Below are 25,198 nucleotides of genomic sequence, written 5' to 3'. Positions count from 1 at the left end.
ATTTGGCATTCGCCAGGCCAGCGTCGGCGCAGAAGGTGTTCACCGCATGCGTCTTCGCCAGTCGCTCGGCGTTTCACCGGTCAGCTTTCTGAACGCTGCGGCGAAGGCGGTCTGGGAGGAATAACCGAGCGCCGCTGCGACCGAGACGACCGACACGTCGGTGTCACGCAGCATGTTCATGGCTTGCTCGAGCCGGTGCTGGCGCAGCCAGGCATGCGGCGACAGCCCGGTGCTTTCCTTGAAAGCGCGGCAGAAGTGGAAGCGCGACAGGCCTGCATCCGAAGCCAGCGCGGCAAGCGATAGGTCCGCATCGCTGTCCGAACGCAGGCGTTCGATGGCGCGACCCAGCACCTTGGGCGACAACCCGCCCATGACCGGCTGGATCGTTGCGGGTGAGCCGCCATACGCCGTGAGCAGGCGCGTAGCCAGAAGATCCGTCAGTTGGTGTCTGAACAGCGTGTCCAGTGCAGCGCAGCCTTCCAGGGCGTCGGCCGCGCTCAGGAGCAGGCGGGATGTAATGGGGTCGGGATGCGCAGTTCGCTCCACAAGTTCGCCGGGGGCGGTTGTACTGGCTTCGTGGGCGACGCGATTGAGCGTTGCCTGCGGAAGATAGAGCTGAAGGACACTCAAAGGCTGGTAGATGTCCCATCGTGAGGTTGAACCGGCCGGAATAACCGTCACGGTCCCGGGACGCGTCATTCCGTGCACGAACACGTTCCCGTCGCGGCGCTCGAACCGCACTGGCTCGGCGGGGAACGTCATGATGACGTGGTCGGCCATGGGCCGGACGACGTCGTGCAAGGGATCGTGCCTCCAGAAGGTGATCACGCCGCTGGAGGGGTCTGAAGCCATGCGCAGTGGCGCCGTCTTGAGCACGCGTGTCATTTCCGCATCGGCATGAGGACAGTCGCCGATCGGCATATCGCGCTGCTGTGGCCGGGATTTGTCTGGGTGATTGTTCTGCGAACGATCGCGCAAGACTGGCTTGCTGCTCATGGACCTGTCCTCGCCGTTGAGGGGCATTTCGTTGAGCGTTCGGCGCGCGTTCTAGCCGCTCAACAGGTTCGACGTCTTTCCCAAAACGGCGGTGCTTTGCCTGATCATGCTCAAGCCGCCATCACACGCCCCTGTCCAACCGAAATCGAGTGCGGCGAACGGTCGCGGCTTGCTGCTATCGAAACGAGTTGCCGGTGCTACAAAGGCTCTTGCTGCGTGACGCTGTTGCGGATGGACAACAACGCTGACTCTCTTTTGAGAGCGCTATCAGTCCCGTGATCTGAGAATGCCAGCTTGTGGGTCCGGCCGAGAGTCCGCTTTCCTCCAAAGAGCTGGCGATCTCCGATTCCCTTCGAAGCGCCTCACCGCGAACGCGTGCGTCTGGCTCAGCGGCGCAGCCGATCCATGTCGAACGGAGTTTTGCCGAGGCTTGGCGGAAAACCTCGAACCCGACGAGTTGCCCGATCACTACTTGGCATCAAGTCCATCAAGCAGCGCTCTTGCCTCGCGAGCGTCGGCAATCTGGAGGCTGTCTCCGCGCGTCTCGCATACCTGCGCAATGATTTGCCTCGCCTCGGCCTTCCTGTCCTGTGCCGCCCAGAGACGCGCGAGGCTAACTGCATTTCGCAACTCCCAGAAGAGCGCGCCCTGCTGCCTTGCCAGATGGAGCGCGTCGAAGAAGTATGCTTCTGCTGACGAGGCGGATCGGTGTGGTGACCCCTTCAGCATCAGTTCGCCTTTGATGCGCAATAACTCCGGGACGTACCACTCTTCGTGCCTGGCTTTGCAGCGCTCCAAGGCTTCATCGACCGCTGCAAGTCCGTTATCGATTTCATTTGCTTCACCGAGACAGACCGCGAGTTCGCCCAGCGGAAGCAGGAAGCGCGGCAGGAGCCTGGCGTCACCCGCGCGACCGATTTCACTACGCAAGAGCGCCAGTCCGGCGTCGACGTTACCCCGCTTCGCCATGACCATCCCCCTGAAACAACCAGCCCAAAGCCGCCATAGTCGTATCGCGTGGCGTTCGGTGTGCTCGAACAGCACGTCACCGTAGTGCTCCGCCGCGTCGAGATCGCCGGCCCAAAAAGCGATCGGGCACGCGGCCTGTCCCAGCACACTACAGAAAGTCAAGGCGTGGCCGTTCGCGCGCCCCTCCTCGATGTTGCGCTCGACAAGCCGTAGCGCCTGACCCGCAAAACCCTGCAGCCACAGGATGCGGGCACGGAAATATTGCGTCGAGATGCGAAGATCGAGAGGGAAAATCCTGGGCCTTCCTACCAGGCGATCGAGAGACGCATCCACTCGATCGATGTGGTTGCGGGCATCCTTCTGGTTTCCGAGAAAGTGCAGCGACACGGCGAGAAGGCGATCGCCCAGCATCGAGTCGGTCGGATCGGCCGACTCCTCTGCCGCCCTGGTGAAGCGCTGAGCGAATTCGAGCGCCTTGAGAAATTCGCCATTGTTGAACTGATCGACACACAGGCCCCACAGCGCACGCAGGCGATAGTCTTTGTCGTCGAGCCGTTCCGCCAATTCGAGGGTGATCGCCAGTGCCGGACCCGTCTCTCTCGCACGTCCCTGGCTGTAGGTCAGCGACCAGCCTAGCGCCGCCGAGAGCTGCATGCGCAGGCGTGTTGAGCCCGTAGCGCCATCATCCAGTCGCGCGAGCGCCAATTCGGTGCGCTCGCGACATTCGCCGAACAGCGACAGGTGGACCCATAACGGTACTGCAGCGGCAGTCAACGCAGCGCCGACCTGCAAATCGCCGTCCGCAGAGAATGCCCAGTCAAGGCCGGCACGGACATTGCCGAGATATCGGCCGTAGCGCTTCTGCCAATCGGCTTGCGGCAAGGGATTACTCTCAGCTTCGGCCTGAAGGAGGGCAGCCCGGAAATATTCCGCATGACGACGTGCGGCTTCCTGATACTCGCCCGCAGCCCGCAGTTTCTCGAGCGCGTAGGCGCGCGTCGTGTCTAGGAGACGATAGTGATCGTCCCCGGCTTGAAAGTCGGCGGCGACGAGCGACTTAACGACCAGCCCTGCCAACATGTCTGCGGCCGTCGCGTCCATATCTGCCGTCACCGCGGCAGCAGCATCGAGGGAAAAATTGCCATTGAAGACCGCGAGGTGGCGCAGCACCCGGGCCTCGGTCTCCGAAAGCAACTCATAACTCCAGTCGAGGGTCGCAAGCAGGGTCTGATGCCGCGGCAAAGCGGTTCGAAAGCCGCTGGTCAGGAGATTGAAGCGATCGTGCAGGCGCGCCGCGACCTGCTGCAATCCAAGCGTTGCGATGCGGGCCGCCGCGAATTCGATGGCAAGTGGGATGCCATCGAGCTGACGCGAAATCGACGCGACTAGTTGAAGGTTTTCCGCGCTCGGCGAGAAGTCGGCATTCAATGCCTTTGTCCTCGCCACCAGGAGCTGCGCTGCGCTGTATCCGAGCACATCGCGATCTCCACCTCTCTCTTGTCCCGGAATATCGAGTGGAGGAACGCGATAGACGTACTCGCCATCGATGCGCAGTACCTCACGGCTCGTCGCCAGTATCGTTGTATATGGACAGGAACGTACGAGCGCCTCCGCCAGCCGCGCAGCCCCTTCGATGAGATGCTCGCAATTATCCAGCACAAGCAGAAGTTTCTTTGTACCAATTTCACGCGTGATCGTTTCGATGGATACCTCGTCGCCACGTTGCTTGAGGCCTAGAACCGCCGCGACCACGAGCGGCACCATCGCAGGGTCCGATAGCGAGGCCAGTTCCACGAGCAAACCATCGCCTCCGAAAGTCGCGAGCAGACTGCGCGCAACCGCATGCGCGAGGACACTCTTTCCGATACCTCCCGGTCCCGTCATGGTGACCATTCGATAGGTCGAAAGTAGCTCCGATAGCTGGATCTCGGCAGCCGCTCTGCCGATCAATGCATTGGTTGGGGCCGTGAGATTTGTGACATGGCTTTGAATTGGTTCGGCAGCCGGCATGCCCACCGCGGTGACGGCCTCCTGCTGAATGACCCAATCTCCCAGCAATCGGTAGCCGCGACCCGCGATCGTTTTCAGGAGTCCCCTGTCCGGACCCAACGCTTTGCGTATGGCGGAGATTTGAGCTTGCAGCGTATTTTCCTCAACCGCTGCGCCCGGCCATACACGATTCATCAAATCATACTTGTCGATCAGTTCGCCCGCCGACTGGACGAGCGTCTCGAGAATTTCAAACGCCCGACTTCCAAGGTCAGTCGGAACGCCGTTCAACCGCATCTCGCGGCGAGCGAGATCGATTTCCCAAGCGCCCGACCTGTAAACGGGCTGTCGGTCCTGGCCCCGCATCCGTGCTCCTTTCGGGCATTTTAAGGCCATTTCGGACGGCTTTGCGGGACAATCTGCGGTTCCCGCGCAGTGCTTTTCAGGACTTTTCAGAACTGGCTCAAGGCGAAATGCGGCCCCTGGGGATAGGGTCAGTCATCGAACATTCTCTGGGCCGCAACGCCATGACCGCAAATGGATTGATTACTATCGAAAGTCGAAACGGACCCGAGGAAACGATGAATCGGTTCGAGGCCGAGGTCCGCGCCAGGGGAATGACCGTCTTTGCCCATATTGATCACGCCGCGGGCGCGACCGCCGCGGGGCTCCCGCTGCGCCCCACGGAACTCTTGATCTTCGGCAACGCAAAGACCGGCACGCCGCTGATGCAGTCAAATCAGATGATCGGCATAGATCTGCCTCTGAAGACCCTGGTCTGGCAGGACGCATCGGGCACCACGTGGTTGTCTTACAACGATCCAGCGTTTCTTGCGCACCACCATGGCGTGGACGGTGCAAATGATACGACCGTCAACGCCATGGCTGCCGCATTGCAGGCGATCGCAAGCAAGGCAACGACCGCAACCTGACAACCAATGGCAGTTCAAGGACTAAACTTCGGAGCACGCCGATGACTATCACGCAACCAATAGTCCAACGCGACATGCCATTCGAGGAAAGGGTAAGCGAAGACGAAACACTCATGCAGACGCCGCCGGATACCGCGCGTCCCTTTGATGCAGAGCTCCACGAGATCATCGACGCGATCGCGGCGATAGTCATGGGTGCACAGGCTGGGTCACGATGGTTGCGTGTTCAACCGCCGGACCTGGAAGAAGTGCGAGAGATCCTCAGCAGTATCGCCGTGGACGGCAAGCGAGCTTGCGAACTCGTCGTTCGGCTTCGAGCGGTTCTGAGCGCAGGAGCCCAAACAACGCAGGGCACCAGCAAGGGCGTTTTCTGCGGATCCCACGATCCTTCCTAACGGGTTAGCGTCCGGGCGATGTTCGGCTTGCACCGATTGCGTCGAAAAACTTCTGAAATCCCCTTCGGAGACTGAAATTCGCGATACCCGTCGTCGAAGTGCGGTTTGATGTGCCGGGAGGCTGGCTGATTGCGGTAGCAGGAGATGACGCGGCCCCCGGAGTCTCCGACACCGCCGCGCTGGCGTCCCTTTTAATCGCGCACCGCGCCGAACACATCCGAACTCGCCAGGCCCGCAGTCACTATCCCGGCAAAACTTCTTCGACCTCTCAAGGGGATGATCCCATCGAACGGACCGCGAACGAAGGCCCTGCACAGGGCAAGCATTTCCGCTGATCGCCGTCATAAATCCGTAATCTTACGTCACTGAAGCCTTTGCGGGCCCGACCTTGTGACTTAGGTTAGGCATAAGCAGACGGGGCAAGCCATGACGGAACGCGATCAATCAGGAATCACGCCACGTGACCGCCTTCTTGAAGCGGCTCGCAAGGAGCTAGTTGATTTCGAGCGGCGCGAGAACGAGTTCCGAAAAAAGGATCGCGACGAGCGGGCCGCAGAGTTGCGACTTCCTCTGGAAGTGATCAAGATTCACTAACGTGTGCGGGCTCCAGGCACCACAGCTGCCGCCCTCACGCTGCCCATCCGCCCCGCAGCTTCAGCCGAGTTGATCGATTTCGCCGCCTCCGAATATGTTTCAGTCGCAACGGCACCGCCTACGAAGCGCTCTTGCACTGGTTTGAGCTTGAGCTCGCCCGCCGCTGCGTTGGGGCTGCCCGGCTGATCAACCATATCGGTGTTGACGAGATTGGTCAGTCGCAACTCGTCCCGTGACAGCTCATGCAGATCCTCCCAGGGCGGCACGTTCAACGAAAGCGACAACAGATCGCCCGCACCGCCCATGTCAAAGGTGTATTTGGCGAGACGCCCGATATCGCGTTCCACGATTGTTAGATCATCTGCGCTGTAGGTCGCGGCCCTGGCGTCATTGGCGCGGTCGCCCATCCATATCTGATGCACACGAACATGGGCGGTCTCGGGCACGTAACGCGTCTTGCCCGACAGAAGCAGGAAGACGCACATCGACTCGCAATAGGCCACGGGCGTCACGTTGACAGGATCGCTTTGCGCCGTGTTGGTCTGAACGCTGACGCCGACGGTGGTCAGCGCCCCGAGATTGCGCCAGCGCCGTCCAAGCGCAATCGAGTCGTTGACCGAACCGCCGCTCGAATCCAGCACGATGGTCACGCCGCCGAGCTGTCGGCCGCGCGCGAATTCATCGAAATCTCTTGGACTGGCGGCGGTCACGATGCCGACAGCGCTGATCCAGCCCCGGCAATTCGGCTGGCAAGCGACCCAGCTAAACTTCATTGGCAATTTGCGGTCTTCGCCGGCATGCGCCGAACCGCTCAGCATAGCCACCAATGCGATGCAAAGAGCCGCGCCAATGAGCAGCATCCAACCTCGGATTTCCACCCAACGAGCGCGAGCCGAGGTCGGATCGGAGATGTGGGGGCGCTCCGAGGATCCGGCCCGCGAGATGAGCATGATTCCGTGACCTCTGCTTGACTATCGAGTGGGGCTGAGCCGTCGCAGCGGCGTACCTACAGCGACACGCGGTGCTGCCCGCCTGGCGGTACCGCTGGAGAATCGAATTTCAGCCAGGGCTGATGCTTGGCGCGCCATTTCGGACCAGGGCCGCGCATGTAGTGCAACTCGGGCCGGTAACTGTCGCGCACGTCCAGAATCAGGTTGCGAACGACGCTGGCGAAGTCGGAGGCTGACTCAGCCGTCCTGCGAGCCAAACCTGACAATGCAGTTGCATCCATGATTCTCATCGCTGTGATTCCTCGATTTGCCGCTCGATGGATCGGGCGATTAGCATCCAGAGCGTAGGCACGAGAGGAGAAGCAAGCCATTGCACAGAGGTCGATCGCGTACAGTACATTGGCTAGGAAGAGCACACCTAAGTTTAGGTCTGCCTACCCGAGACTTGGCCGGTCTTCAAACAAGCGCTTTTGATCCGACTCGGACCTGCCGCGATACAATGCGGCGCACCATGTGTGTGATGACAACCTGGAGCAAACAATGAAAAAGCTTTCCACTTGCGTGGCAGCCGTGGGCTGCCTTGTCGCCTTTGTCTCCGTCGCTCAAGCCCGCTCTGCATACGACGGATCCTGGGACCTCATTTTCGTGACGCAAAGAGGCGCTTGCGACGCGACCTATGATTTCACGGTCAACATCACGGATGGAATAGTGACACATCCGAATCTAGTCAGGTTCAGAGGCTACGTGGCGCGTTCCGGCATAGTCCGGGCGTCAGTGACAGTTCAGGACAAATTCGCCTCCGGCGCAGGCAGGCTCTCGGGCAATTCTGGCCGCGGGACATGGAGTGGCTATTCAGGAAGCGCGCGATGTTCGGGCTACTGGACCGCGCAGCGAAATTGAGGCGCTGAACCCAGACACTTCGCGAAATTTCCGGAGGGGGAGTCACTCCGCCGCGAGCGCGCGGTGTCGGAGCGGCAAGCCAAGGCGTTCCCATACATCGACCAGCGCTTCAGCGAGCGCATCGATCAGTGCGTCATCATGATAGGGCGTCGGCGTGATGCGCAGCCGTTCGGTGCCACGCTGAACGGTCGGATAGTTGATCGGTTGGGCATAGATGCCGTGCTCGGCGAGCAGGAGATCGCTCGCCTCCTTGCACTTCTCCGGATCGCCCACCATGACAGGCACAATGTGTGTCTCAGTGGGCATTACCGGCAGACCTGCTGCGTTGAGCACAGCCTTGACCCGCGCGGCACGGTCCTGATGGCGGTCGCGCTCCCATTGCGAAGTCTTGAGGTGCCGGATCGCCGCGGTAGCAGCGGCGCAGACCGCCGGCGGCAGTGCGGTGGTGAAGATGAAGCCCGGCGCATAGGAGCGCACCGCATCGATGATGTCGGCGCTCGCCGCGATGTAACCGCCAAGGCCGCCGAAGGCCTTCGCCAGCGTGCCCTCGACCACGTCGATGCGGTGCAAGGCCCCTTCCCGCGCGGCGATGCCGGAACCACGCTGACCGTACATGCCAGCCGAATGGACCTCATCGATATAGGTCACGGCGCCGTACCGCTCCGCGAGATCGCAGATGCGGCTCACCGGCGCGACGTCGCCGTCCATCGAGTAGAGCGCCTCGAACACGATCAGCTTCGGCCGCTCAGGTGCCTCCGCCGCCAGCAATTCTTCGAGATGGCCAACGTCGTTGTGGCGCCAGATCTTCTTTTCTACGCCGGCACGCCGTACGCCCTCGATCATCGAATTGTGGTTCCAGGCATCCGACAGGATCACACAGTTCGGGAGCAGCTTGGCAATGGTCGCAATGCCGGTCTCGTTGGACACGTACCCCGAGGTGAAGACCAGCGCCGCTTCTTTGCTGTGCAGGTCAGCGAGCTCCCGCTCAAGCTCGACCAGCGGATGGTTGGTACCGGAAATGTTTCGGGTGCCGCCCGCGCCAGCACCCATGCGGGTCGCGGTTTCGACCATGGCGCCGATCACCTTCGGATGCTGGCCCATGCCAAGGTAGTCGTTCGAGCACCAGATCACGACCGGCCGCGGGCCGTCCGGCGAATGCCATGTCGCATGCGGGAAGCGCCCGGCGATGCGCTCGAGATCCGCAAACACGCGGTAGCGCCGTTCGGCGTGCAAGCGAGCAAGCGCGGCGGAAAAGAAATGATCATAGGTCATGGAGCAAAATCTCCGTCCGGTTTGTGCTCGGCGGTTGGGTCTTCTCCGATCCAACGAGCCGCCTTGCCCCTCCGATCCGGCGCCGTCACTTATCCAGGCCCTGCGAAGAGGGCGGCCGGTCCTCGGGAGGGGAAGGACCGGCCGCGGGGAGCCACGGCGAAGGGACGGGGCGCCGAGGCCAAGCACTTGCGAAGCTGTCTGCCTCCGCGAGCCAAATTGGTATCCGACAAAGGACATCGGGGCGAGTGAAGCAATGTAAATTTCAGCAAATCGTAGCGAATGCGCAGGCCGGGGCATCCGATCACATCCGTTATGAGACGTGATCCGCTTTGACCCTACGCTCCCCGGTCGCCCTGTTTGCCGATCACACACCGCCATCCGGCAAGGCGCTCGGCCGGATGCTCCTTCATCCAGTCGGCAAGCTGCGGTGCGCCCATCAGGCACGACTGCACTGAGACGTTAGCGAAGTTCGAGGTGGTGACGGTCTGCTCGTAGCAATTTGTCGGAGACGACAGACTGCAGAGCACGGCAATGATCTTGATCACGACAGCAGATCCCCGCCACGAACCGAGTGAACCGCCGGCCCTTGGTCGCCCTGCTCGTTGATGGGAGCAGCCGACGGGAAGACGCTTTCATATATCGCACGAGCTTCTCGAATGAGGCGGATACGCTCGCGCTCGGATTTTGAAACAAATCGAACAACCTCACCCATAGTAAGCTCCTATTGAATTACAGTCGTCATTCCTACTATTGACTTGGTGTCCTTAGCGCCGGCGTTGAACCCCCGCAGGTGGTAACGAACAGATAAAAAGCGCGTGACACAGTCTGAAGGTTGAAGAAAAGGCCCCTTCGTCTAGGTCGGCCGAGATTCCTCAACCGAGCTACGCCAGCGTTCCAAACTGCCGTGCGCATCGAGAACCTAGCAGTAGCCCGTTCATGGTTTTCCTTTCCAATCCCGGCCGAGCGGGTCAGCTCTAGCGCGCAGCCTCGGCCGTCTGTTGTCGGCTTTGCGGCTTGCTCCCGATGACCTTTTTCCGTGGCGTCAAGACCTCGATCTGGTGGGGAGATGCGGGCATACCACCGAACGTCAGCGTCGGCACAGAGGGGGCCTCCTGAACATGTGCCGCGCCCGTCACGGAGGCCTGGTGCGCGGTGATCGGAAAGCCCGTCGTTTCATAGGTCGGAAGCCCGGCAGCGGCAGCCACATCGATTCCGTTCGCTATGACGAGGGAAATGGCGGCAAACAACACTGAACGTTTCATGATTGCATCTCCTTTGGTTCTACTTCCATGGGTTTACGGTAGTGATTGAGTCACTTCGCCGACGCTACGGCAGCCTTCGACGCGGCGAACGCTCCGACCCTGTATCGGGGAGCCGGGACCGCGCTTGAGAGCTTGCCGGACATGGTGCGGCGCGCGGTCTCGTAGCTGTCCCAGTCGACCTTGTCGGCGAGAGACGGAATGGTGACGACCTCGCCCTGGTCAAGACCGGTCAATGCGGCGTCGACCATGTCACCGGCGGACATCACGATCGCGGCAGGGAGGTGGTGGAGCGGCACGCCGGCGACGTCCCAGAAGTCGGTCGCGGTTGCGCCGGGCAGGACAGCCTGGACGCGCACGCCTTTTTCAGCGAGCTCGTGGTGCAGCGAGAGAGAGAAAGCCAGCACAAACGCTTTGCTTCCACCATAAACGCCATTAAGCGTTTCAGGTGAGATCGCTACGATGGACGAGATGTTGATGATCGTGCCCCTGCCGCGCGTGACGAAGCCCGGGGCCGCCGCATAGGTCAATCGGGTTAGCGCACCGACATTGAGGTGGATCATATCATCCATCTTCTCGACGTCGGCGTTAAGCAGTGGCGCCGTGGCTCCGACGCCTGCATTGTTGACCAGGAGCGTGATGTCCGCGTTCGCGCGCAGGATCGCCTCGACCTTGGCAAGATCCGTCTTGTCGTTGAGGTCGGCTGCGAGGGTGTCGACGGAGCGGCCGGTCGAGCTTCTCAAGCGCTGCGCGAGGCCGGTGAGACGGGTCTTGTCGCGGGCGACCAGGATCAGGTCGTAACCACGTTTGGCCAGACGGTCGGCGTAGATAGCGCCGATACCTGCCGATGCGCCGGTGATGAGGGCGGTGCCTTTGTCGGTGGTGCTCATGGACGTTCTCCGTTATGCCGTCCACACCTAAGGCCTTCCGAAATCCGACGCCATCTGGCAAAATTGAGAGCTATCCTTCCAAAATATGGAAGAGGAGCCGATGGACCGTCTGGACGCGATGTCGACCTTCCTGGCCGTGGTCGAAACCGGCAGCCTGTCGGCTGCGGCGCGGCAATTGAAAACCCCACTGGCAACGGTCAGCCGCAAGGTCTCCGAACTCGAGTCCCATCTGCGGACGAAGCTGTTCAACCGGTCGAGCCGCAAGCTGGTCCTGACCGATTCAGGCAGCTCCTATTTTGCCGCGTGCAAGCGGATTCTGGCTGATGTGACCGAGGCCGAGCGCACCGCCTCCGGTGAATATTCTGCTCCGACCGGAGAGCTGATCTTGACAGCCCCGGTCGGACTTGGCCGCGCTTACCTCATCCCGATCCTGGCGGATTTCTTCAAGGCCTACCCGGATATCAAGGCCAGTCTTCTCCTCGCAGATCGCGTGCAGAGTCTGTTTCAGGAGCAGATCGACATCGGGCTCCGCATCGGCGCTCTTCCCGACAGCAGCTTGATGGCGGTACGCCTAGGTACGATGCGTCGCATGGTTTGCGCCAGTCCCGCCTATCTCGTAGCCCACGGAACGCCGCGCACGCCGGACGATCTCGCCGGGCATGACTACATCACTTATGCAGGCTTTATGTCCCCTGATGTCTGGACATTCTTCAAGGACAAAGTGGCGGTCGCCGTGCCCGTGCATGCGCGGCTCGTGGTCGGCAGCGCCGAGGCAGCCTGCGACGCCGCGTGCGCCGGCATCGGAATTACCTCCGCCTTCACCTATCACTTCCAGACCGCGCTTGAACGCGGAGCCCTCACGAGCTTGCTCGACGAATTCCAGCCGGCACCGCTGCCGGTTAATCTCGTGTACGCAGCAAACCGGTTTCTGCCGATCAAGGTCCGTGCTTTCCTCGACTTTGCGGCGCCGAGACTGAAGAAAGTCTTCGCGGAGCTCCAGCCGCCTGTCTAGGGCGCGGAACTCATTAGCGGGTAGCCAAATGCAGATTGATGCGAGCTTGGCGAATGCCAGCTTACTTCGCTTTCGGCGGCACAGCGGACGTGACCGAATTAGGTGCTGGATTGCTTCGGCCGCGATTGCCCCCTAGCCGACCTCGATGGACCAGGGATCGTCTGCTTTAGGTGCCCGGAAGAGGAACCCGCGATGCGTTCGCGAGGCTCTCAGGTCCGTTGAATCGCCCGAGGAGGATTCATGGGCTCTGCTTCGGCGCCGGGCAACCTGAAGCGAAATACGGCGCCGCGAGGCTTGTTCGCCTCCGCCCACAGCTCGCCCCCATGAGCATGGATGATGGAGCGGCAAATCGACAACCCCATGCCTGTTCCACTGGACTTCGTGGTGTAGAAGGCGTGGAAGACCCGATCGAGATGCGCCGGATCAATGCCTGGTCCGGAATCGCGCATGGCCACTACGGCGCCCGCTTGCTCCTGCACGGTGCTGATCAACAGCTCTCTTGCTCCCTCTTCAACCGAGCTCATTGCTTCAGCCGCATTCAGGATGAGGTTCAGCAAGACTTGTTGTAGTTGAACGCGATCCCCTTCAATCGGAAGCAATCCATCCGCAAGCCGGGTCTGGACCGAAACACCATTCCTGTTGGTTACGCTCTGCGCTAATTTGAGCACCTCATTGATTGCCGCATTGAGGTCAAAACGCTCCTTTCGCGGTGGCGCTTTCTTGATTTGCGCTCGGATGCCATTGATGATTTCTCCGGCGCGATCAGCGTCGCCAACGATACAGGAGAGTGCTTCCCTGACCTCGCTCAGGTCCGGCGGCTGCATCTTCAGAAAATTCTGGGCCGCACGGGCGTTGTTGCGCGCGCTGGCGATCGGTTGCGCGATCTCGTGAGAGAGCGAGGCTGCCAATTCTCCCATCATGCTCACGCGGTTTATGTGGGCGAGATCCAATTGCATCTGCTGCAATCGCGCCAACGCCTGCGTGCGGTCCTCGATGTCCGTCAGGAGAACATACCAACGAGTGATGCGCCCAGATTCATCCCAAACCGGAACGCCTCGGTGGTCAAACCATCGATATTCGCCGTCGAGGCGCCTCAAGCGTGCTTCTGTCTCATAGGGAACACCGGTGGCGATTGATTTTGTGAAAACTTCCTCGAGATGTGAACGGTCATCAGGATGAATCGTCCCGGTTGTGCTCCAGTTCTTCAATCCTTCCAGCGACCGGCCACAATACTCGACGATTTGGCGGTTCACGGCTTCGACGTCACCGTTCGGGGCCAAGATCGCAACGAAACCCGGTATCCCGTCAATTGCTGAGCGCAAACTTCGCTCGCTTTTACGGAGCGCCTCCTCCGCACGTTTGCGCTCAGTCAAATCGAGCACGAAAGCGACACCTTGATTCTCAGCATCCTCGAAGCTCGCCGCGCCGATCAGTACGGGCAAGCGGCTGCCGTCTTTCCGAAAATACTCCTTCTCGAATTGTGGGACACTCCCCGTCAGTTTCAGCTGCGCGAGGTTACGTTCGTCACGGTCGCGCCATTCAGGCGGCGTCAGATTGGTTCGGTGCAGGCGACCCGAGGCGAGATCCTCTCGGTCGTATCGCACCATTCGGAGAAACGCGTCGTTGGCATCACGAATGCGGCCTTCGAGATCGAAAATCGTGATCCCGATAATGTCAGAGTCGAACAGACGTCGAATCTTCCTATTTCGCTCTTCGAGATCCTTGTGAAGCCGGACGTTCTCGTCGGTTGTTCTTCGTCGCTGCCTTGCTTCGAGCCGTGCGAACACCAATGCCGCCGCTGCCAGGGCAGTGGCAATGACGATGGCCGCTGCGATCAGCCACGTCTTGCGTTGTTCGAGCGAACCGGCGCGCGCCTCCTGATCCACCAGCAGAAAGCGTTCGTTATCCACGATCTGGTCAATTTGCGAGCGAATCTCGTCCATGTTGCGGATCATCGCCAGGGCCGCCAATCCCGACGTGCGTGCCGTCTTGACCATGTCGTCAGTCTCGCGCAGCATCGCTGAGACAGTCAGCGCCAGATGTTCTGCGCGCAGGCTCTGCAAGGGATCGTTCGTCACTAGGGCTTGGAGTGCCTGAACATCTCGTCGCACGCGGGCGTCTGAGACGCCGTAGGCCTTGAGATATGCCGGGTCGAGGGTTTGCAGATAACCGCGCCTTTCGGTCTCTAGGTCGGCGGTTGTCGTCCGCAGCCGATCAAGCGTATCGAGCACTAGCCCGCTATGCGCGAGCACCTGAAACGTCGCTTGCCGCTCGCGCCAATTTCGGATGCCGAAATACCCGGTCGCGGCTAATAGAACCAAAAACACCGCGATCGCCAGCGGGCGAGCAAAGCTACGCAAAGACGGGTCCGGTGCAAGGACAGACATTTAGTCTTGGTCTTCGATGGTCGCGTGACTGGCGTTTTGCTGGCAGCGACACGACAGGAATGCTGTTATAGTAGCAGGCTGGTCTGCATAGGTGAACCCGAACCCGACATCGTCCTGGCTTCAAATTGCGGGAGATCACTAGTAGCGGAAAGACTGCTACACAGCCGACCGGCGACTTTCCTAAACTGGATAGGCACCCTTTCTTGACATCCAAATGAAGCGATTTAAAAATCGATAGTGTTGGACGGACGGGCCTTCTTGAAATGCAACGGGTACGATCCGCTCTTGGTTCTCTGCGCTTCGGCTTGCGGTTCATCTTCTCGATCAGCCCGCGTGTATCGTGAATGACTGCCTTTGGTCAGGAGCACCAACATGGCGCCAGGTGAAAAATCACTGAGCGGTCGGTTGCCGGCCAGCCGCCGTAGCTTCGTCAAGGGATTGGGCGCGGCGGGGGTAGTCTTGCCGGCCCTGGCAATGCTGTCGCAAAGGAGCTTCGCGGAGGATGCCGCCGCAAGCTATGGCAACGCTGCGATCGATTGGAAACAATTTGCGGGGCACACGATCACGCTCGCGGGCGCGGTCCATCCTTGGTCGAACGCCATTACTCCGCTGTTGCCCGATTTCACGAAGCTAACGGGTATCAATGTCCTCACCGACTTCCGGCCGGAAACTACGTATCTGGGCGCCTTGCCGATCAAGCTCGCCCGCGGCAGCGACACGCCCGACGTCTTCATGTTCCTGACCTATGGTCAAGGCATCTCCGCAGGTTGGCTCGAGCCGCTGAACGCCCACTATTCCGACAGGTCGCTGACCGATCTCGCCTGGTACGATGAGAACGATCTCCTGAAGACCGCCCGAGCCTTTCCCGTGTGGTCGGATGGAGAACGCTATGCCTTCCCGATTACGTCCGAGGCAGTGACCTTGTTCATCAACGGCGATGCGCTTGCAGCCAAGAACCTACCGGTTCCTCAGACTTTCGAGGAACTGCTTGCGACGGCTAAGGCTGTCAAGACCAATGAAATGTCCGGGATTGCCATGCGGGCCCAGGCCGGCGGTAATTCATCGCCCGCAGCCATGAGCTACGTATTCTCCTACGGCGGGCACATGGTCAAGGATAACAAAGCCGCTTTCGATAGTCCCGAAGCGATTGCGGCTATCGCAATGTTCGGGGAGACCCTTGGAAAAGCCGGGCCCGTCGGCGTCGGCAGCTATGAATGGCAGCAAGTGCTGAACGACTTCGTTCAGGCCAAAACGGCAATGGCGATCGATAGCAGCGTTCTTGCCAGCGATATTTCCGACCCGGCGAAGAGCCGCGTCGCGAAGCAGGCTGAGTTTGCAGCCTTCCCGCACGTCGCCGGCCGCCAACCGGTTCCCTTTATGTCGCACTGGCAGGCCTGTATTAGTTCTAAATCGCCAAGTAAGCGGACAGCTTTCTTGTTCCTGCTGTGGGCGACAAGCAGGCCAATCTCGCTGCAGACCGCCGCGGCGGGGCTTGCTACAACACGCGTCTCGGCTTGGTCGAGCGAGCCCTTCAAGAAGACATTCGGCCAGCAGGCCGCGGCGGCGGCGCTGACCAACTTGCAAAATGCCGATGTCGAACGCGCGAAGGCAATCCTTTTCCATCCGCAATCGAGACCTATCCAGGACGCCTTTATGATCGGCGTCAATGAAGTGGTCTCTGGAACGAGATCGGCAAAGGACGCTATGACCGCGGCCGCCGAAAAGGCCAACGCGGCGATCCGCTGATAGGGGGAGCTGTCCGAGAGGGTACGCGCGTCACGGGCGGCTGCGCGAGTGCAGCAGGCAAAGTCCCTCGAACTGCGCGCGGCGACGAGCTTGGCGCCGCTGTGGCGCGATCAAGGGAAGCGGGACAAGGCCCGTGAACTTCTTGCTCCGATCTACGGCTGGTTCACGGAGGGCTTCGATACCCTCGATTTAAAGGAAGCTAAGGCACTGCTCGCCGGGTTGCAGGACTGACAACGAGCTTTTGTCTCGAATCTTTTGCAGCGCATGAGATCCGTTTCTGGCCCCCTCGCGTCATTTGCTGCGTCTGCACAAATGCGAGCGCTATCGGGGCCGAAGCGGACATCGATTGGTAGCGAGCACTGCCCGCTCAGTCGCGAATGACCCTGGCTGTGTAAAAACGCGAAGGATCGAAACACGTCTAGAATTACATTCTGCAGTTCGTTATCTAAGTTGAAATCGCTTGCGAGCTTGAGCGCTAGAGCGGTCTTGGACGAATAACTTGTTCTACCCGTTACGGACATGGCCGCGCCTGCCGCCCGGACTAGGCGGCCTGAACCAGGTCTGCGACGTTTTACTTTTTTAACTGCCCGAATGCCCGTTCCTGTTCGATAGTACCTGTACACGACCGCCACATTGGTCGGCATGCTTTGGAAATGACGGTCAACGCGGAGGAGTAGTATCATGGCAATCAAAAACATCGTTCTTGTGCATGGCGCTTTTGCCGACGGTTCCTGCTGGGCAAAGGTCATTCCGTTGCTCGCGAAGCGCGGGCTGAAGGCAATCGCCGTTCAAAATCCCCTCAGTTCCTTGGCTGACGATGTCACCGCTGCTCACCGAGTCATCGGGATGCAGGAAGGTCCGATTCTCCTGGTCGGTCACTCCTGGGGCGGCGCCGTCATTACGGAAGCCGGCAACCATGCTCAGGTGAAGGGTCTTGTCTATGTCGCGGCTGGCGCGCCGGATAGCGGTCAGTCGTTCGCTGATTGGTGGAAGGACTATGCGCCCGCGCCGGGCGCAGCCGAAATCAAGCCTTACGGCGAGGGCTATGTCGCATTGACTCTCGAGGGGGTTCGCAAGCACTTTGTACAGGACATCCCGTCGGACGAGGCCGATATCGTGTACGCGACCCAAGGCCCGCTGGCAGTGAAGTGCTTCGGCGACAAGATCACCGAGGCAGCATGGCGCTCCAAGCCAAACTGGTACATCGTCGCAGCGCGAGACGAGACCATTCCTCCCGGAGTCGAGCGCGATTCCGCGAAGCGAATGGGTGCCGAGACTCTCGTGCTGGAAAGCTCGCACGTGCCGATGCTTTCTCAGCCCGATGTCGTTGCGGAATTCATCGCCAAAGCGGCGTCGTCTCTTTGAGACTAGGGAAAATTGGGGTCGTAGGCAGACCTTCTCTGCGGTTTAGATGCATCTTGCAGGCGTCGGCTTTTTGGTCTCGCCGAAGTTGACGCTGGTACTGATGATGAATGTGGGGCGGAACGATCGCAGCGTTAGATCGGACGAGCCTGCCTGCGAATCCCGTTCGCAATGGACCTCAATGATTCCGGAGCGGCTTGATCCACCAGACTGCACCGCAGCCCATCGTCAGCCGCGCCGAAGATCGCCGTGGCAAGACCCGGTCTCAGAAGCTTGCAGGAGAGCGTCGTCAGGACGCCCTGAAATGATGGCCGATACATTCCAAACTTCGTGGGTGTTGCATTGAGCGTGAGACGTATCACGACGCGTCTTATTCCATCGAACTTGTTGAGAATTTCGCCGCCGCCGACCATCATCATCCCAACCATAGGTCTGCCCATGGATCATCGACATGATTTTGAGGCTGCGGCCTAACGGCGCGCGGCGCGGACATGCTGTTCATTCCGTAACCCTGCGCGTACGGGCGCACCAGGGACTTGGCCGCGGCGTGCATTGGGTGAGCTGCAAGAGCAGGGGAAGAGGCAAGCGCATTGCCGAGCGCCATTGTTGCGAAGACGAGAACAGGGTGTCGTGATTTTTCAACGGTCATTTCGATTCTCCATTTGTTGGGTCATGTGGCGAACGATTAGCTGACTTCGCTGCACCATTGAATGATCAGGCCCCGCTCATCGCGCTCAGGCCGATGCCCTGCGGGATGGATGTGCCTCCGCAGGTCCTCTCTTACGCCGATCACATCTCGGCAACCTCGAGGATAGCCTTGGCGAAGGCCTGTGGCGCTTCCTGCGGCAGATTGTGTCCGATGCCGCCCCTGATAGTCAGGTGTTGGTACTTGCCCGAGAACTTCCTGGCGTAGGAACTCGGCTCTGGATGTGGCGCACCATTGGCGTCGCCTTCCATCGTGATGGTAGGCACCGTGATGACGGGAGATTCCGCAAGTCGCTTGTCCAGATCGTCGTATTGGGGCTCGCCCTTGGCGAGGCCGATTCGCCAGCGATAATTGTGGACGGCGATGGCGACTTGATCCCGATTATCCAGGGACGCTGCGCTGCGATCGAATATGGCATCGTCGAAGTCCCATTTCGGCGAAGCGAGCCGCCAGATGAGCTTCGCAAATTCGTGCCGGTATTTGTCGTAGCCGGCCCGGCCATTTTCCGTGGCAAAGTAATATTGGTACCACCATGCGAGCTCAGCCTTTGGCGGCAACGGCACCATGTTTGGGCTGCCGATCAGATAACCACTAACGGAGACCATGGCCTTGCAGCGCTCCGGCCAGAGCGCGGCGATGATGTTGGCAGTCCGCGCTCCCCAATCAAATCCGGCGAGGGTCGCCTTCTCGATCTTGAGCGCGTCCAAGAGAGCGATGATGTCCGTCGCGACCGCCGCTTGCTGGCCGTTCCGGAATGTTTCGCTGGAAAGAAAGCGCGTCGTGCCATAGCCGCGCAGATAAGGGATGATCACGCGGTTGCCGACCTGCGCCAACAATGGCGCGACATCTACGAAGCTGTGAATGTCGTAGGGCCAGCCATGCAGGAGAACGACCGGTGGACCGTCGGCGGGACCAGCTTCTGCGTATCCGACATTCAGAAGGCCAGCGTCGATCTGCTTCAAAGGGCCAAACGACGTGTTGGTCCCCGGCTTGATCGCGCGGGCACCTTCCTGCTCCGCTTTGCTTGGTTGCGCCTCGGCAAAGCTGTTCAAGGCCAACTGAGCGGCAGCGATCGTCAGAGCTGCAGTGCCGAAAAAGCGCCGGCGGGGCTGGTTGATTTCTTCGGGCTTCCCGGTTGTATCCATTGGTCAATCTCGTTGGTTGTTGGTTCGACCTGGACGAGGTTTCCTTCGTCCGGCTTCGATGCGAGCGAAGATGGCGCACGACCAGTGATCGATCAAACGAGTAATTTTTGATGTTTCAATCGATAAAATCGATTAAGCTTCCGGCGCGGCGAGGCCACCGAAAATGCCACCGCTGAAAGAGACAGATTTTTCTCTATCGCGCTCGTTCGGAATGAGCGTTGGTTTTGGGGGATGGAACAGGATTGCAGTCATGACCCTTGAGCAGCTTCGCATTTTTGTTGCCGTGGCTGAATGCGAGCACGTCACCCGAGGCGCGCAACAGCTTAATCTGACCCAATCGGCGACGAGCGCCGCAGTCGCCGCGCTCGAAGAGCGATACGCGACCAAGCTGTTCGATCGGATCGGTCGTAGGATTGTGCTGACCGAGGCGGGGCGGCTATTCCTGAAGGAAGCAAAGGCGGTGCTTGCCCGTGCGTCCGCCGCGGCGAAGGTGTTAACCGACCTGGCCGACCTGACGCGAGGCTCATTGGCGCTAGCCGCGAGTCAAACCGTGGCGAACTATTGGCTGCCCGTGGCGATCCAGAGCTACCGGTTGCGGTATCCGGGCGTCACCGTCAGCACGACGATTGGCAACTCGGAAAATGTCGCAGCCATGATTCACGAAGGCAGCGCCGATCTCGGCTTGGTCGAAGCGGCAATTGATGATCCAACCCTCGTCATGGCTCCTGTTGCGGAGGACGAACTCATTCTCGTTGCGCCGCTAACCCATCCCTGGGCAGCAAAAACGCCGCGATCGGCGCAGGAATTGAAGCGCGGACCCTGGGTGTTGCGCGAGCCGGGCTCAGGTACGCGATCGGTCTTCGAGGCTGCGCTGCCCCGCCTTGGCTTAACGAGCAGAGATCTCGACGTCGCGCTGGTGCTCCCATCGAATGAAGCCGTTCGTGCCGCGGTCGAGGCTGGCGCCGGGGTCGCCGTCATATCCAGGTTGGTGGTTGCGAATTCGATCAAGGCAGGCAACCTCGTTCCCGTCAAATTTCCTCTTCTGCATCGCCGCTTCGTCGTCCTTCGACACAAGGAGCGATACGTCAGCCGCGCGGAACAGGCATTTCTCGACGTGATTGCGAACGATGCTGCTTCGAATCGTCAAAAAAGGAAGGGCGGCGTGCGAAGCTTCCGTCCCCCAACCTTCGAGAGATAGATTTCATCGGTTACTTATCGGGAGAGGCGACCTACCGAATACTCTTCGGACCGACGACGTGGTTCACGCGCATGAGCAAAGGGCAACAACTACTCATTCCGGCGCCAACTGATGCCTCGAGCCGTCCGAAAGTGCCATGAAACGAAATCGTGACCCCTTACTGCGGCCCGGGAATTGGACTAGCTTTGATGTTGCAAGGAGGGGTGCATTGAAGCTTCCTCACCGACTTTCTTGCGTCTGGCCAGGTGCTGCCGCGATCCCGGTCGTGTCGCGCATGACGTCTAAAGCTGATCCGATGCGCCCGGTTGCACTCACTGCTCGGTCGCAGCGCCGGCGGTTCGACCCTAACTTTGTATGACGGCAACGTTACTACAGGACGTTTTCGCCGAATGGCCACCGAGCCAGGCTTGCGCGCCGTGACGATCTGGAAATGAACATGATCGGGAGGTCGGGATGAATTCGCTCACTCGCGGTTCGGCCATGCTTACGGTGACCACGCTGGCGGTCGTGTGCGCTGTTGGAACCATCTTCTTTGCATCCGCGCAATCGCTTCCGGCGTCACATCCGGAGATTTGCGCGAGGCCCAATTCCGATGTCGGTGCAGAAGCTCCTTTCCTGGCCGAGAACGTCACCGCTATGAAAAGAATGATGGGCGATATGGCGGTGAAGCCGACCGGCGACGTTGATGCCGATTTCGTGGCGATGATGGTGCCTCATCATCAGGGTGCGATCGACATGGCGCTTGCCGTGCTTCGCCACGGGCGCAATCCGCAGATTAGGCGGTTGGCCCAGGAGATCATCGTGACCCAGCAACAGGAAATCGCGGTGATGCGCCTCGCTGTCGATCAGCCCCAACCCACCGATCGAACCGTGGAGCCGTGACATGAAACGCGCCGCTTATCTGGGGGGCCTCCTGGTATCGACTGTTCTCGTGGGTACGCAATATGGCGGTGCCGGACAAGTCCCGGGCGCTGCCTCCAATCCCGACATCCCGATCAGCCACCGCGATCGCGTCTACGCCGCCGAGCAGTTTTCGAACACGGTCTCGGTCACTGATCCCGTCGACAACAAGCTGCTCGGCGTTATCCGGCTCGGCGAGCCGCTGCCGGCGAGCTTCAGTCCGCTCTATCGCGGCCAGTTGCTGGTGCACGGCCTGGGTTTTTCGCCCGATCATCGCACCCTTGCTGTGGTCGCAATCGGCTCGAACGCCGTGAATTTCGTCGATACCGCAACCAACACCGTCAAGCACGTCACCTACGTCGGGCGCTCGCCGCACGAGGCGTTCTTCACGCCGGACGGCAATGAAGTCTGGGTGGTGGTGCGGGGCGAGAACTATGTCGCCGTACTCGACGGCACGACCTACCAGGAAAAGGCGCGGATCGTTGTGGCAAACGGACCGGGCATGACGATCTTTTCGCCGGACGGGAAGTACGGCTACGTCTGCTCGTCATTCACGCCTGAGACCGCAGTTATCACGGTCGCCGACCACAAGATCGTCGGCAAGGTCCCGCAGGCGAGTCCGTTCTGTCCGAACATTGCTGCCACGCCGGATGGTGCCCAGGTTTGGTTCACGTTGAAAGACACCGGCAAGGTCCAGGTGTTCGATGCCCAGCCGCCATTCGCGCTCTTGAAGACGATCGACACTGGGCCGATCACAAACCACGTCAACATCGTGCGCAACGCCAACGGCATGTTCGCCTATGTCACGATCGGCGGCCTCAACGAGGTCCAGGTTTATCGCACCAACGACTTCTCGAAGGTGGCTACCATTCCGGTCGGTCAGCTGCCCCATGGCATCTGGCCGTCCGGTGACGGCACGCGGGTGTATGTCGGCCTCGAGAACGAGGACCGCATCGCCGCGATCGATACGCTGACGAACAAGGTGATCGCGACGAGCCCGATCGGACAGGCAGCGCAGGCGGTGGTCTACGTGCCCGATGCCAGCTCGGTGATGGCCGTGAACGGCAACGCCGCGATGACGATGATGCCTGCGGCCCCTGATCGCGCGGGAACGGAGAACCTGCAGCCACTCGGCGTAGCCGGGATGTCGACGCAACTGCGGCTCGCGCCGCTCGGGCAGAAAGCTGACCAGGCGCCCACCAGCGTCTCGCTCTCCGACCAAGGCCTGGTGCAAGTGCTCGAGGCTTCGGTCACCGGGCTCGAACCTGGCAAGCCCTACGTGCTGGCGCTGGCGAGCGAGGCGTCGGGCGGCGGCGCACTGCAGCCTCTGCAGGGCTTCATGACCAATCCGGCGGGCGCGGCGGTCGTCACTGCGATCGGACCGATCCGGCAGCTCGTGCGCGGTGATGACAAGGTCCAGCGCCGCTATCTGGTGATTGCGCCCGGTATGGTCGACGGCCCGGGCGCGCCGGTCCAGGTGCAGGCGGAATGACCGCGGTCGTGCCTGGATCAGGTCCGCGACAACCTGAACAGCAATCGCGACGAAATCCTGCAGAGGTTTGCCCGAGGAAGAGCATTTTAAAGTTGCGCGTGGGTTCATGGACGACATGTTCCGAGGATGGACCCAGGGAGCGAAGACATCGGCAGATGCGTTCTCCCACCATTACTCGCACTTTACGCGAGACCAGGATCATTCGAATCGAAACTTGCCCGGCTCAAGACGCCCGTGAAGGTTATTTGGGGCGAGAAGGATCTCTAAATCAATAGGGAGATGGGAGTAGAGTTCGCCGAACGGCTGCACGCGGAGATATAACCCTTCTTCCGTGCATGGGGCATTTTCCCCACCTGCAGAATCCAAGGCTGGCCATCGATGAGGTTCGTGCTGCATTCCGATGAGCCGCCAGCTCCTGCACGTTCAATCGAAGTTCGACGCACTTATGGCAGATCGTTGGGACCGACATGGCAGCCCCGGCCCATCGCGGCATTTAGCTGCGCTGCAGGATGTTCCCTAAGCTCCCCTGCCCTCCTTCTGACCGATCACGCAGCGCCAGGCCGCAAGACGTTCGATCGGATGCTCATTCATCCACGCAGCGAGCTGCGGCGCGCCCATCAGGCAGGACTGCATTGAGACCTCAGCGAAGTCCGAAGTGGTGACGGTCTGCTCGTGGCAACTTACCGGAGACGAAAGACTGCAGAGCACGGCGATGATCTTGATCACTAGAAAACTCCATCGGATGTTCAAAGGCATTCGTCTGATTCAGCCGTGTCAGCACGCCACGACGTTGCTTTCCACCGCGCGATCGGCGTAGATGTAGAGCGGACGCGCCGTGCCTTCCACGACCTCGCGGGAGATCACCACCTCTTCCACACCTTCCAGGCCCGGCAGATCGAACATGGTCTCGAGCAGGATCGCCTCGAGGATCGAGCGCAGTCCGCGCGCGCCGGTCTTGCGCTCGATCGCCTTGCGGGCGACCGCGCCAAGCGCCTCGTCGGCGAAGGTCAGCTCGATGTTCTCCATCTCGAACAGGCGCTGGTACTGCTTGACCAGTGCATTCTTCGGATCGGTCAGGATCTTCTTCAGCGAGGTCTCGTCGAGGTCCTCGAGCGTCGCAACGACCGGCAGACGGCCGACGAATTCGGGGATGAGGCCGTACTTCAAGAGATCCTCGGGCTCGACGTGGCGGAAGATCTCGCCAGTGCGGCGGTCTTCCGGTGCCATCACCGAGGCACCGAAGCCGATCGAGGTCGACCGGCCGCGCGCCGAGATGATCTTCTCGAGGCCCGAGAAGGCGCCGCCGCAGATGAACAGGATGTTGGTGGTGTCCACCTGCAGNAACTCCTGCTGCGGATGCTTGCGGCCGCCCTGCGGCGGGACCGAAGCCACCGTGCCTTCCATGATCTTCAGCAGNGCCTGCTGCACGCCCTCGCCCGACACGTCGCGGGTGATCGAGGGNTTGTCGGACTTGCGGCTGATCTTGTCGATCTCGTCGATGTAGACGATGCCGCGCTGCGCGCGCTCGACATTGTAGTCGGCGGCCTGGAGCAGCTTCAGGATGATGTTCTCGACGTCCTCACCGACGTAGCCGGCTTCGGTCAGCGTCGTCGCNTCGGCCATNGTGAAGGGCACGTCCAGNATGCGGGCGAGCGTCTGCGCGAGCAGCGTCTTGCCCGANCCGGTCGGNCCGATCAGCAGGATGTTCGACTTCGCGAGCTCNACGTCGTTGTGCTTGGTCTGGTGGTTGAGGCGCTTGTAGTGATTGTGCACCGCGACCGACAGGACCTTCTTCGCATGGCTCTGGCCGATCACGTAATCGTCCAGCACCTTGCAGATTTCCTTCGGCGTCGGAATACCGTCGCGCGACTTCACCAGCGAGGACTTGTTCTCCTCACGGATGATGTCCATGCAGAGCTCGACGCACTCGTCGCAGATGAAGACCGTGGGACCCGCGATCAGTTTGCGGACTTCGTGCTGGCTCTTGCCGCAGAACGAGCAATATAGCGTGCTATTGGAGAGTGACTGAACTGTCATGGCGACCTCAGTGCGGCTTGCCGAGCACGAAAGTGAAGGGGACAACAAAGAGCTCATCGCCCTGGTC

Annotated in this window: 23 protein-coding genes and 1 pseudogene; 10 read left to right on the top strand and 14 right to left on the bottom strand. The window is 60.4% G+C overall.

Annotated elements, in window-relative coordinates; all coding sequences use genetic code 11:
• Nucleotides 1-39: 39 nt before the first annotated feature.
• Nucleotides 40-996 (bottom strand): helix-turn-helix transcriptional regulator, encoded by a 957-nt coding sequence (locus tag YUU_RS0137160; protein WP_371260548.1) that lies wholly within the window; start codon nt 994-996, stop codon nt 40-42.
• A gap of 468 nt (nt 997-1,464) precedes the next feature.
• Nucleotides 1,465-4,251: a winged helix-turn-helix domain-containing protein gene (locus YUU_RS0137155; RefSeq protein WP_084801723.1), complete on the bottom strand. Its 2,787-nt coding sequence runs from the start codon at nt 4,249-4,251 to the stop codon at nt 1,465-1,467.
• Nucleotides 4,252-4,361: 110 nt separating this feature from the next.
• Here YUU_RS0137155 and YUU_RS0137150 point away from each other — a divergent pair, with 110 nt between their 5' ends.
• From YUU_RS0137150 to YUU_RS60530, 3 genes are all read left to right on the top strand, one after another.
• On the top strand, nt 4,362-4,886 hold the full coding sequence (locus YUU_RS0137150; RefSeq protein ID WP_371260547.1) for a DUF302 domain-containing protein: 525 nt from the start codon (nt 4,362-4,364) through the stop codon (nt 4,884-4,886).
• Between the two features lie 41 nt (nt 4,887-4,927).
• On the top strand, nt 4,928-5,281 hold the full coding sequence (locus YUU_RS0137145) for a hypothetical protein (protein ID WP_027526863.1): 354 nt from the start codon (nt 4,928-4,930) through the stop codon (nt 5,279-5,281).
• A gap of 426 nt (nt 5,282-5,707) precedes the next feature.
• Nucleotides 5,708-5,875 carry a hypothetical protein gene (locus YUU_RS60530; protein ID WP_198031897.1) on the top strand — a complete coding sequence of 56 codons (168 nt, stop codon included), beginning with the start codon at nt 5,708-5,710 and terminating at the stop codon, nt 5,873-5,875.
• Here the strand turns inward: YUU_RS60530 and YUU_RS0137135 are convergent.
• The 7 genes from YUU_RS0137135 to YUU_RS0137110 all read right to left on the bottom strand — a co-directional run bounded on the left by YUU_RS0137135 (nt 5,872) and on the right by YUU_RS0137110 (nt 11,146).
• Nucleotides 5,872-6,735 carry a hypothetical protein gene (locus YUU_RS0137135; RefSeq protein ID WP_051390093.1) on the bottom strand — a complete coding sequence of 288 codons (864 nt, stop codon included), beginning with the start codon at nt 6,733-6,735 and terminating at the stop codon, nt 5,872-5,874. The genes YUU_RS60530 and YUU_RS0137135 overlap by 4 nt on opposite strands.
• A gap of 146 nt (nt 6,736-6,881) precedes the next feature.
• Complete coding sequence (locus tag YUU_RS52990; RefSeq protein ID WP_035664415.1) at nt 6,882-7,106, bottom strand: hypothetical protein; 225 nt, start codon at nt 7,104-7,106, stop codon at nt 6,882-6,884.
• A gap of 661 nt (nt 7,107-7,767) precedes the next feature.
• A complete protein-coding gene (hemA, locus tag YUU_RS0137125; protein WP_027526861.1) occupies nt 7,768-8,997 on the bottom strand; it encodes a 5-aminolevulinate synthase in 1,230 nt (409 codons plus the stop codon).
• 335 nt (nt 8,998-9,332) lie between these two features.
• Nucleotides 9,333-9,542: a hypothetical protein gene (locus tag YUU_RS0137120; protein ID WP_027526860.1), complete on the bottom strand. Its 210-nt coding sequence runs from the start codon at nt 9,540-9,542 to the stop codon at nt 9,333-9,335.
• A complete protein-coding gene (locus YUU_RS60525) occupies nt 9,539-9,709 on the bottom strand; it encodes a hypothetical protein (RefSeq protein WP_198031896.1) in 171 nt (56 codons plus the stop codon). Before YUU_RS60525 ends, YUU_RS0137120 begins: the two co-directional genes overlap by 4 nt.
• Nucleotides 9,710-9,971: 262 nt before the next feature.
• Nucleotides 9,972-10,259 carry a hypothetical protein gene (locus YUU_RS52985; protein WP_245288214.1) on the bottom strand — a complete coding sequence of 96 codons (288 nt, stop codon included), beginning with the start codon at nt 10,257-10,259 and terminating at the stop codon, nt 9,972-9,974.
• A gap of 50 nt (nt 10,260-10,309) precedes the next feature.
• On the bottom strand, nt 10,310-11,146 hold the full coding sequence (locus YUU_RS0137110) for an SDR family oxidoreductase (RefSeq protein ID WP_027526859.1): 837 nt from the start codon (nt 11,144-11,146) through the stop codon (nt 10,310-10,312).
• A 100-nt stretch (nt 11,147-11,246) separates the two neighbouring features.
• On the opposite strand from YUU_RS0137110, the gene YUU_RS0137105 reads away from it, so the two are divergent.
• Entirely contained in the window at nt 11,247-12,158 is a 912-nt protein-coding gene (locus YUU_RS0137105; protein WP_027526858.1) for a LysR family transcriptional regulator, read from the top strand.
• 209 nt (nt 12,159-12,367) lie between these two features.
• Here YUU_RS0137105 and YUU_RS55405 read toward each other — a convergent pair whose 3' ends face one another.
• Entirely contained in the window at nt 12,368-14,545 is a 2,178-nt protein-coding gene (locus YUU_RS55405; protein ID WP_051390091.1) for a PAS domain S-box protein, read from the bottom strand.
• A gap of 372 nt (nt 14,546-14,917) precedes the next feature.
• On the opposite strand from YUU_RS55405, the gene YUU_RS0137095 reads away from it, so the two are divergent.
• The 3 genes from YUU_RS0137095 (at nt 14,918) to YUU_RS0137085 (ending at nt 17,656) form a co-directional block, all read left to right on the top strand.
• Nucleotides 14,918-16,291: an ABC transporter substrate-binding protein gene (locus YUU_RS0137095; RefSeq protein ID WP_027526857.1), complete on the top strand. Its 1,374-nt coding sequence runs from the start codon at nt 14,918-14,920 to the stop codon at nt 16,289-16,291.
• Nucleotides 16,292-16,339: 48 nt separating this feature from the next.
• Nucleotides 16,340-16,522, top strand: a complete 183-nt coding sequence (locus tag YUU_RS0137090; protein ID WP_027526856.1) for a hypothetical protein — start codon at nt 16,340-16,342, stop codon at nt 16,520-16,522.
• Nucleotides 16,523-16,972: 450 nt separating this feature from the next.
• Complete coding sequence (locus YUU_RS0137085; RefSeq protein ID WP_027526855.1) at nt 16,973-17,656, top strand: alpha/beta hydrolase; 684 nt, start codon at nt 16,973-16,975, stop codon at nt 17,654-17,656.
• Between the two features lie 412 nt (nt 17,657-18,068).
• Here the strand turns inward: YUU_RS0137085 and YUU_RS59250 are convergent, their stop codons facing one another.
• Together YUU_RS59250 and YUU_RS0137075 are read right to left on the bottom strand one after the other, a co-directional pair.
• Nucleotides 18,069-18,302 (bottom strand): hypothetical protein, encoded by a 234-nt coding sequence (locus YUU_RS59250; protein ID WP_156944718.1) that lies wholly within the window; start codon nt 18,300-18,302, stop codon nt 18,069-18,071.
• 140 nt (nt 18,303-18,442) lie between these two features.
• Complete coding sequence (locus tag YUU_RS0137075; RefSeq protein ID WP_027526853.1) at nt 18,443-19,504, bottom strand: alpha/beta fold hydrolase; 1,062 nt, start codon at nt 19,502-19,504, stop codon at nt 18,443-18,445.
• Between the two features lie 250 nt (nt 19,505-19,754).
• On the opposite strand from YUU_RS0137075, the gene YUU_RS52975 reads away from it, so the two are divergent.
• The 3 genes and pseudogenes from YUU_RS52975 to YUU_RS0137060 all read left to right on the top strand — a co-directional run bounded on the left by YUU_RS52975 (nt 19,755) and on the right by YUU_RS0137060 (nt 23,094).
• Nucleotides 19,755-20,702 (top strand): LysR family transcriptional regulator, encoded by a 948-nt coding sequence (locus YUU_RS52975; protein ID WP_051390090.1) that lies wholly within the window; start codon nt 19,755-19,757, stop codon nt 20,700-20,702.
• A gap of 480 nt (nt 20,703-21,182) precedes the next feature.
• A pseudogene (locus YUU_RS52970) lies at nt 21,183-21,560 on the top strand (DUF305 domain-containing protein); the annotation flags it as partial.
• Nucleotides 21,561-21,585: 25 nt separating this feature from the next.
• Nucleotides 21,586-23,094 carry a YncE family protein gene (locus YUU_RS0137060; protein ID WP_027526852.1) on the top strand — a complete coding sequence of 503 codons (1,509 nt, stop codon included), beginning with the start codon at nt 21,586-21,588 and terminating at the stop codon, nt 23,092-23,094.
• A 516-nt stretch (nt 23,095-23,610) separates the two neighbouring features.
• On the opposite strand, the gene YUU_RS0137055 is transcribed toward YUU_RS0137060, so the two are convergent.
• Together YUU_RS0137055 and clpX are read right to left on the bottom strand one after the other, a co-directional pair.
• Entirely contained in the window at nt 23,611-23,820 is a 210-nt protein-coding gene (locus YUU_RS0137055) for a hypothetical protein (protein WP_027526851.1), read from the bottom strand.
• A gap of 48 nt (nt 23,821-23,868) precedes the next feature.
• On the bottom strand, nt 23,869-25,131 hold the full coding sequence (clpX, locus tag YUU_RS0137050; protein ID WP_027526850.1) for an ATP-dependent Clp protease ATP-binding subunit ClpX: 1,263 nt from the start codon (nt 25,129-25,131) through the stop codon (nt 23,869-23,871).
• Between the last annotated feature and the right edge of the window lie 67 nt (nt 25,132-25,198).

Source organism: Bradyrhizobium sp. Ec3.3 (genome assembly GCF_000472925.1).
Classification (GTDB): domain Bacteria; phylum Pseudomonadota; class Alphaproteobacteria; order Rhizobiales; family Xanthobacteraceae; genus Bradyrhizobium.
This window is presented reverse-complemented; position numbering and strand designations above follow the sequence as displayed.

Excerpts from the sequence above, each read along its gene's own strand:
- YUU_RS0137160 (WP_371260548.1), bottom strand. The coding sequence starts at position 996 with ATGAGCAGCAAGCCAGTCTTGCGCGATCGTTCGCAGAACAATCACCCA.
- YUU_RS0137155 (WP_084801723.1), bottom strand. The coding sequence starts at position 4,251 with ATGCGGTTGAACGGCGTTCCGACTGACCTTGGAAGTCGGGCGTTTGAA.
- YUU_RS0137145 (WP_027526863.1), top strand. The coding sequence starts at position 4,928 with ATGACTATCACGCAACCAATAGTCCAACGCGACATGCCATTCGAGGAA.
- YUU_RS60530 (WP_198031897.1), top strand. The coding sequence starts at position 5,708 with ATGACGGAACGCGATCAATCAGGAATCACGCCACGTGACCGCCTTCTT.
- YUU_RS0137135 (WP_051390093.1), bottom strand. The coding sequence starts at position 6,735 with ATGCTGCTCATTGGCGCGGCTCTTTGCATCGCATTGGTGGCTATGCTG.
- YUU_RS52990 (WP_035664415.1), bottom strand. The coding sequence starts at position 7,106 with ATGGATGCAACTGCATTGTCAGGTTTGGCTCGCAGGACGGCTGAGTCA.
- hemA (WP_027526861.1), bottom strand. The coding sequence starts at position 8,997 with ATGACCTATGATCATTTCTTTTCCGCCGCGCTTGCTCGCTTGCACGCC.
- YUU_RS60525 (WP_198031896.1), bottom strand. The coding sequence starts at position 9,709 with ATGGGTGAGGTTGTTCGATTTGTTTCAAAATCCGAGCGCGAGCGTATC.
- YUU_RS52985 (WP_245288214.1), bottom strand. The coding sequence starts at position 10,259 with ATGAAACGTTCAGTGTTGTTTGCCGCCATTTCCCTCGTCATAGCGAAC.
- YUU_RS0137110 (WP_027526859.1), bottom strand. The coding sequence starts at position 11,146 with ATGAGCACCACCGACAAAGGCACCGCCCTCATCACCGGCGCATCGGCA.
- YUU_RS0137105 (WP_027526858.1), top strand. The coding sequence starts at position 11,247 with ATGGACCGTCTGGACGCGATGTCGACCTTCCTGGCCGTGGTCGAAACC.
- YUU_RS55405 (WP_051390091.1), bottom strand. The coding sequence starts at position 14,545 with ATGTCTGTCCTTGCACCGGACCCGTCTTTGCGTAGCTTTGCTCGCCCG.
- YUU_RS0137095 (WP_027526857.1), top strand. The coding sequence starts at position 14,918 with ATGGCGCCAGGTGAAAAATCACTGAGCGGTCGGTTGCCGGCCAGCCGC.
- YUU_RS0137085 (WP_027526855.1), top strand. The coding sequence starts at position 16,973 with ATGGCAATCAAAAACATCGTTCTTGTGCATGGCGCTTTTGCCGACGGT.
- YUU_RS59250 (WP_156944718.1), bottom strand. The coding sequence starts at position 18,302 with ATGACCGTTGAAAAATCACGACACCCTGTTCTCGTCTTCGCAACAATG.
- YUU_RS0137075 (WP_027526853.1), bottom strand. The coding sequence starts at position 19,504 with ATGGATACAACCGGGAAGCCCGAAGAAATCAACCAGCCCCGCCGGCGC.
- YUU_RS52975 (WP_051390090.1), top strand. The coding sequence starts at position 19,755 with ATGACCCTTGAGCAGCTTCGCATTTTTGTTGCCGTGGCTGAATGCGAG.
- YUU_RS0137060 (WP_027526852.1), top strand. The coding sequence starts at position 21,586 with ATGAAACGCGCCGCTTATCTGGGGGGCCTCCTGGTATCGACTGTTCTC.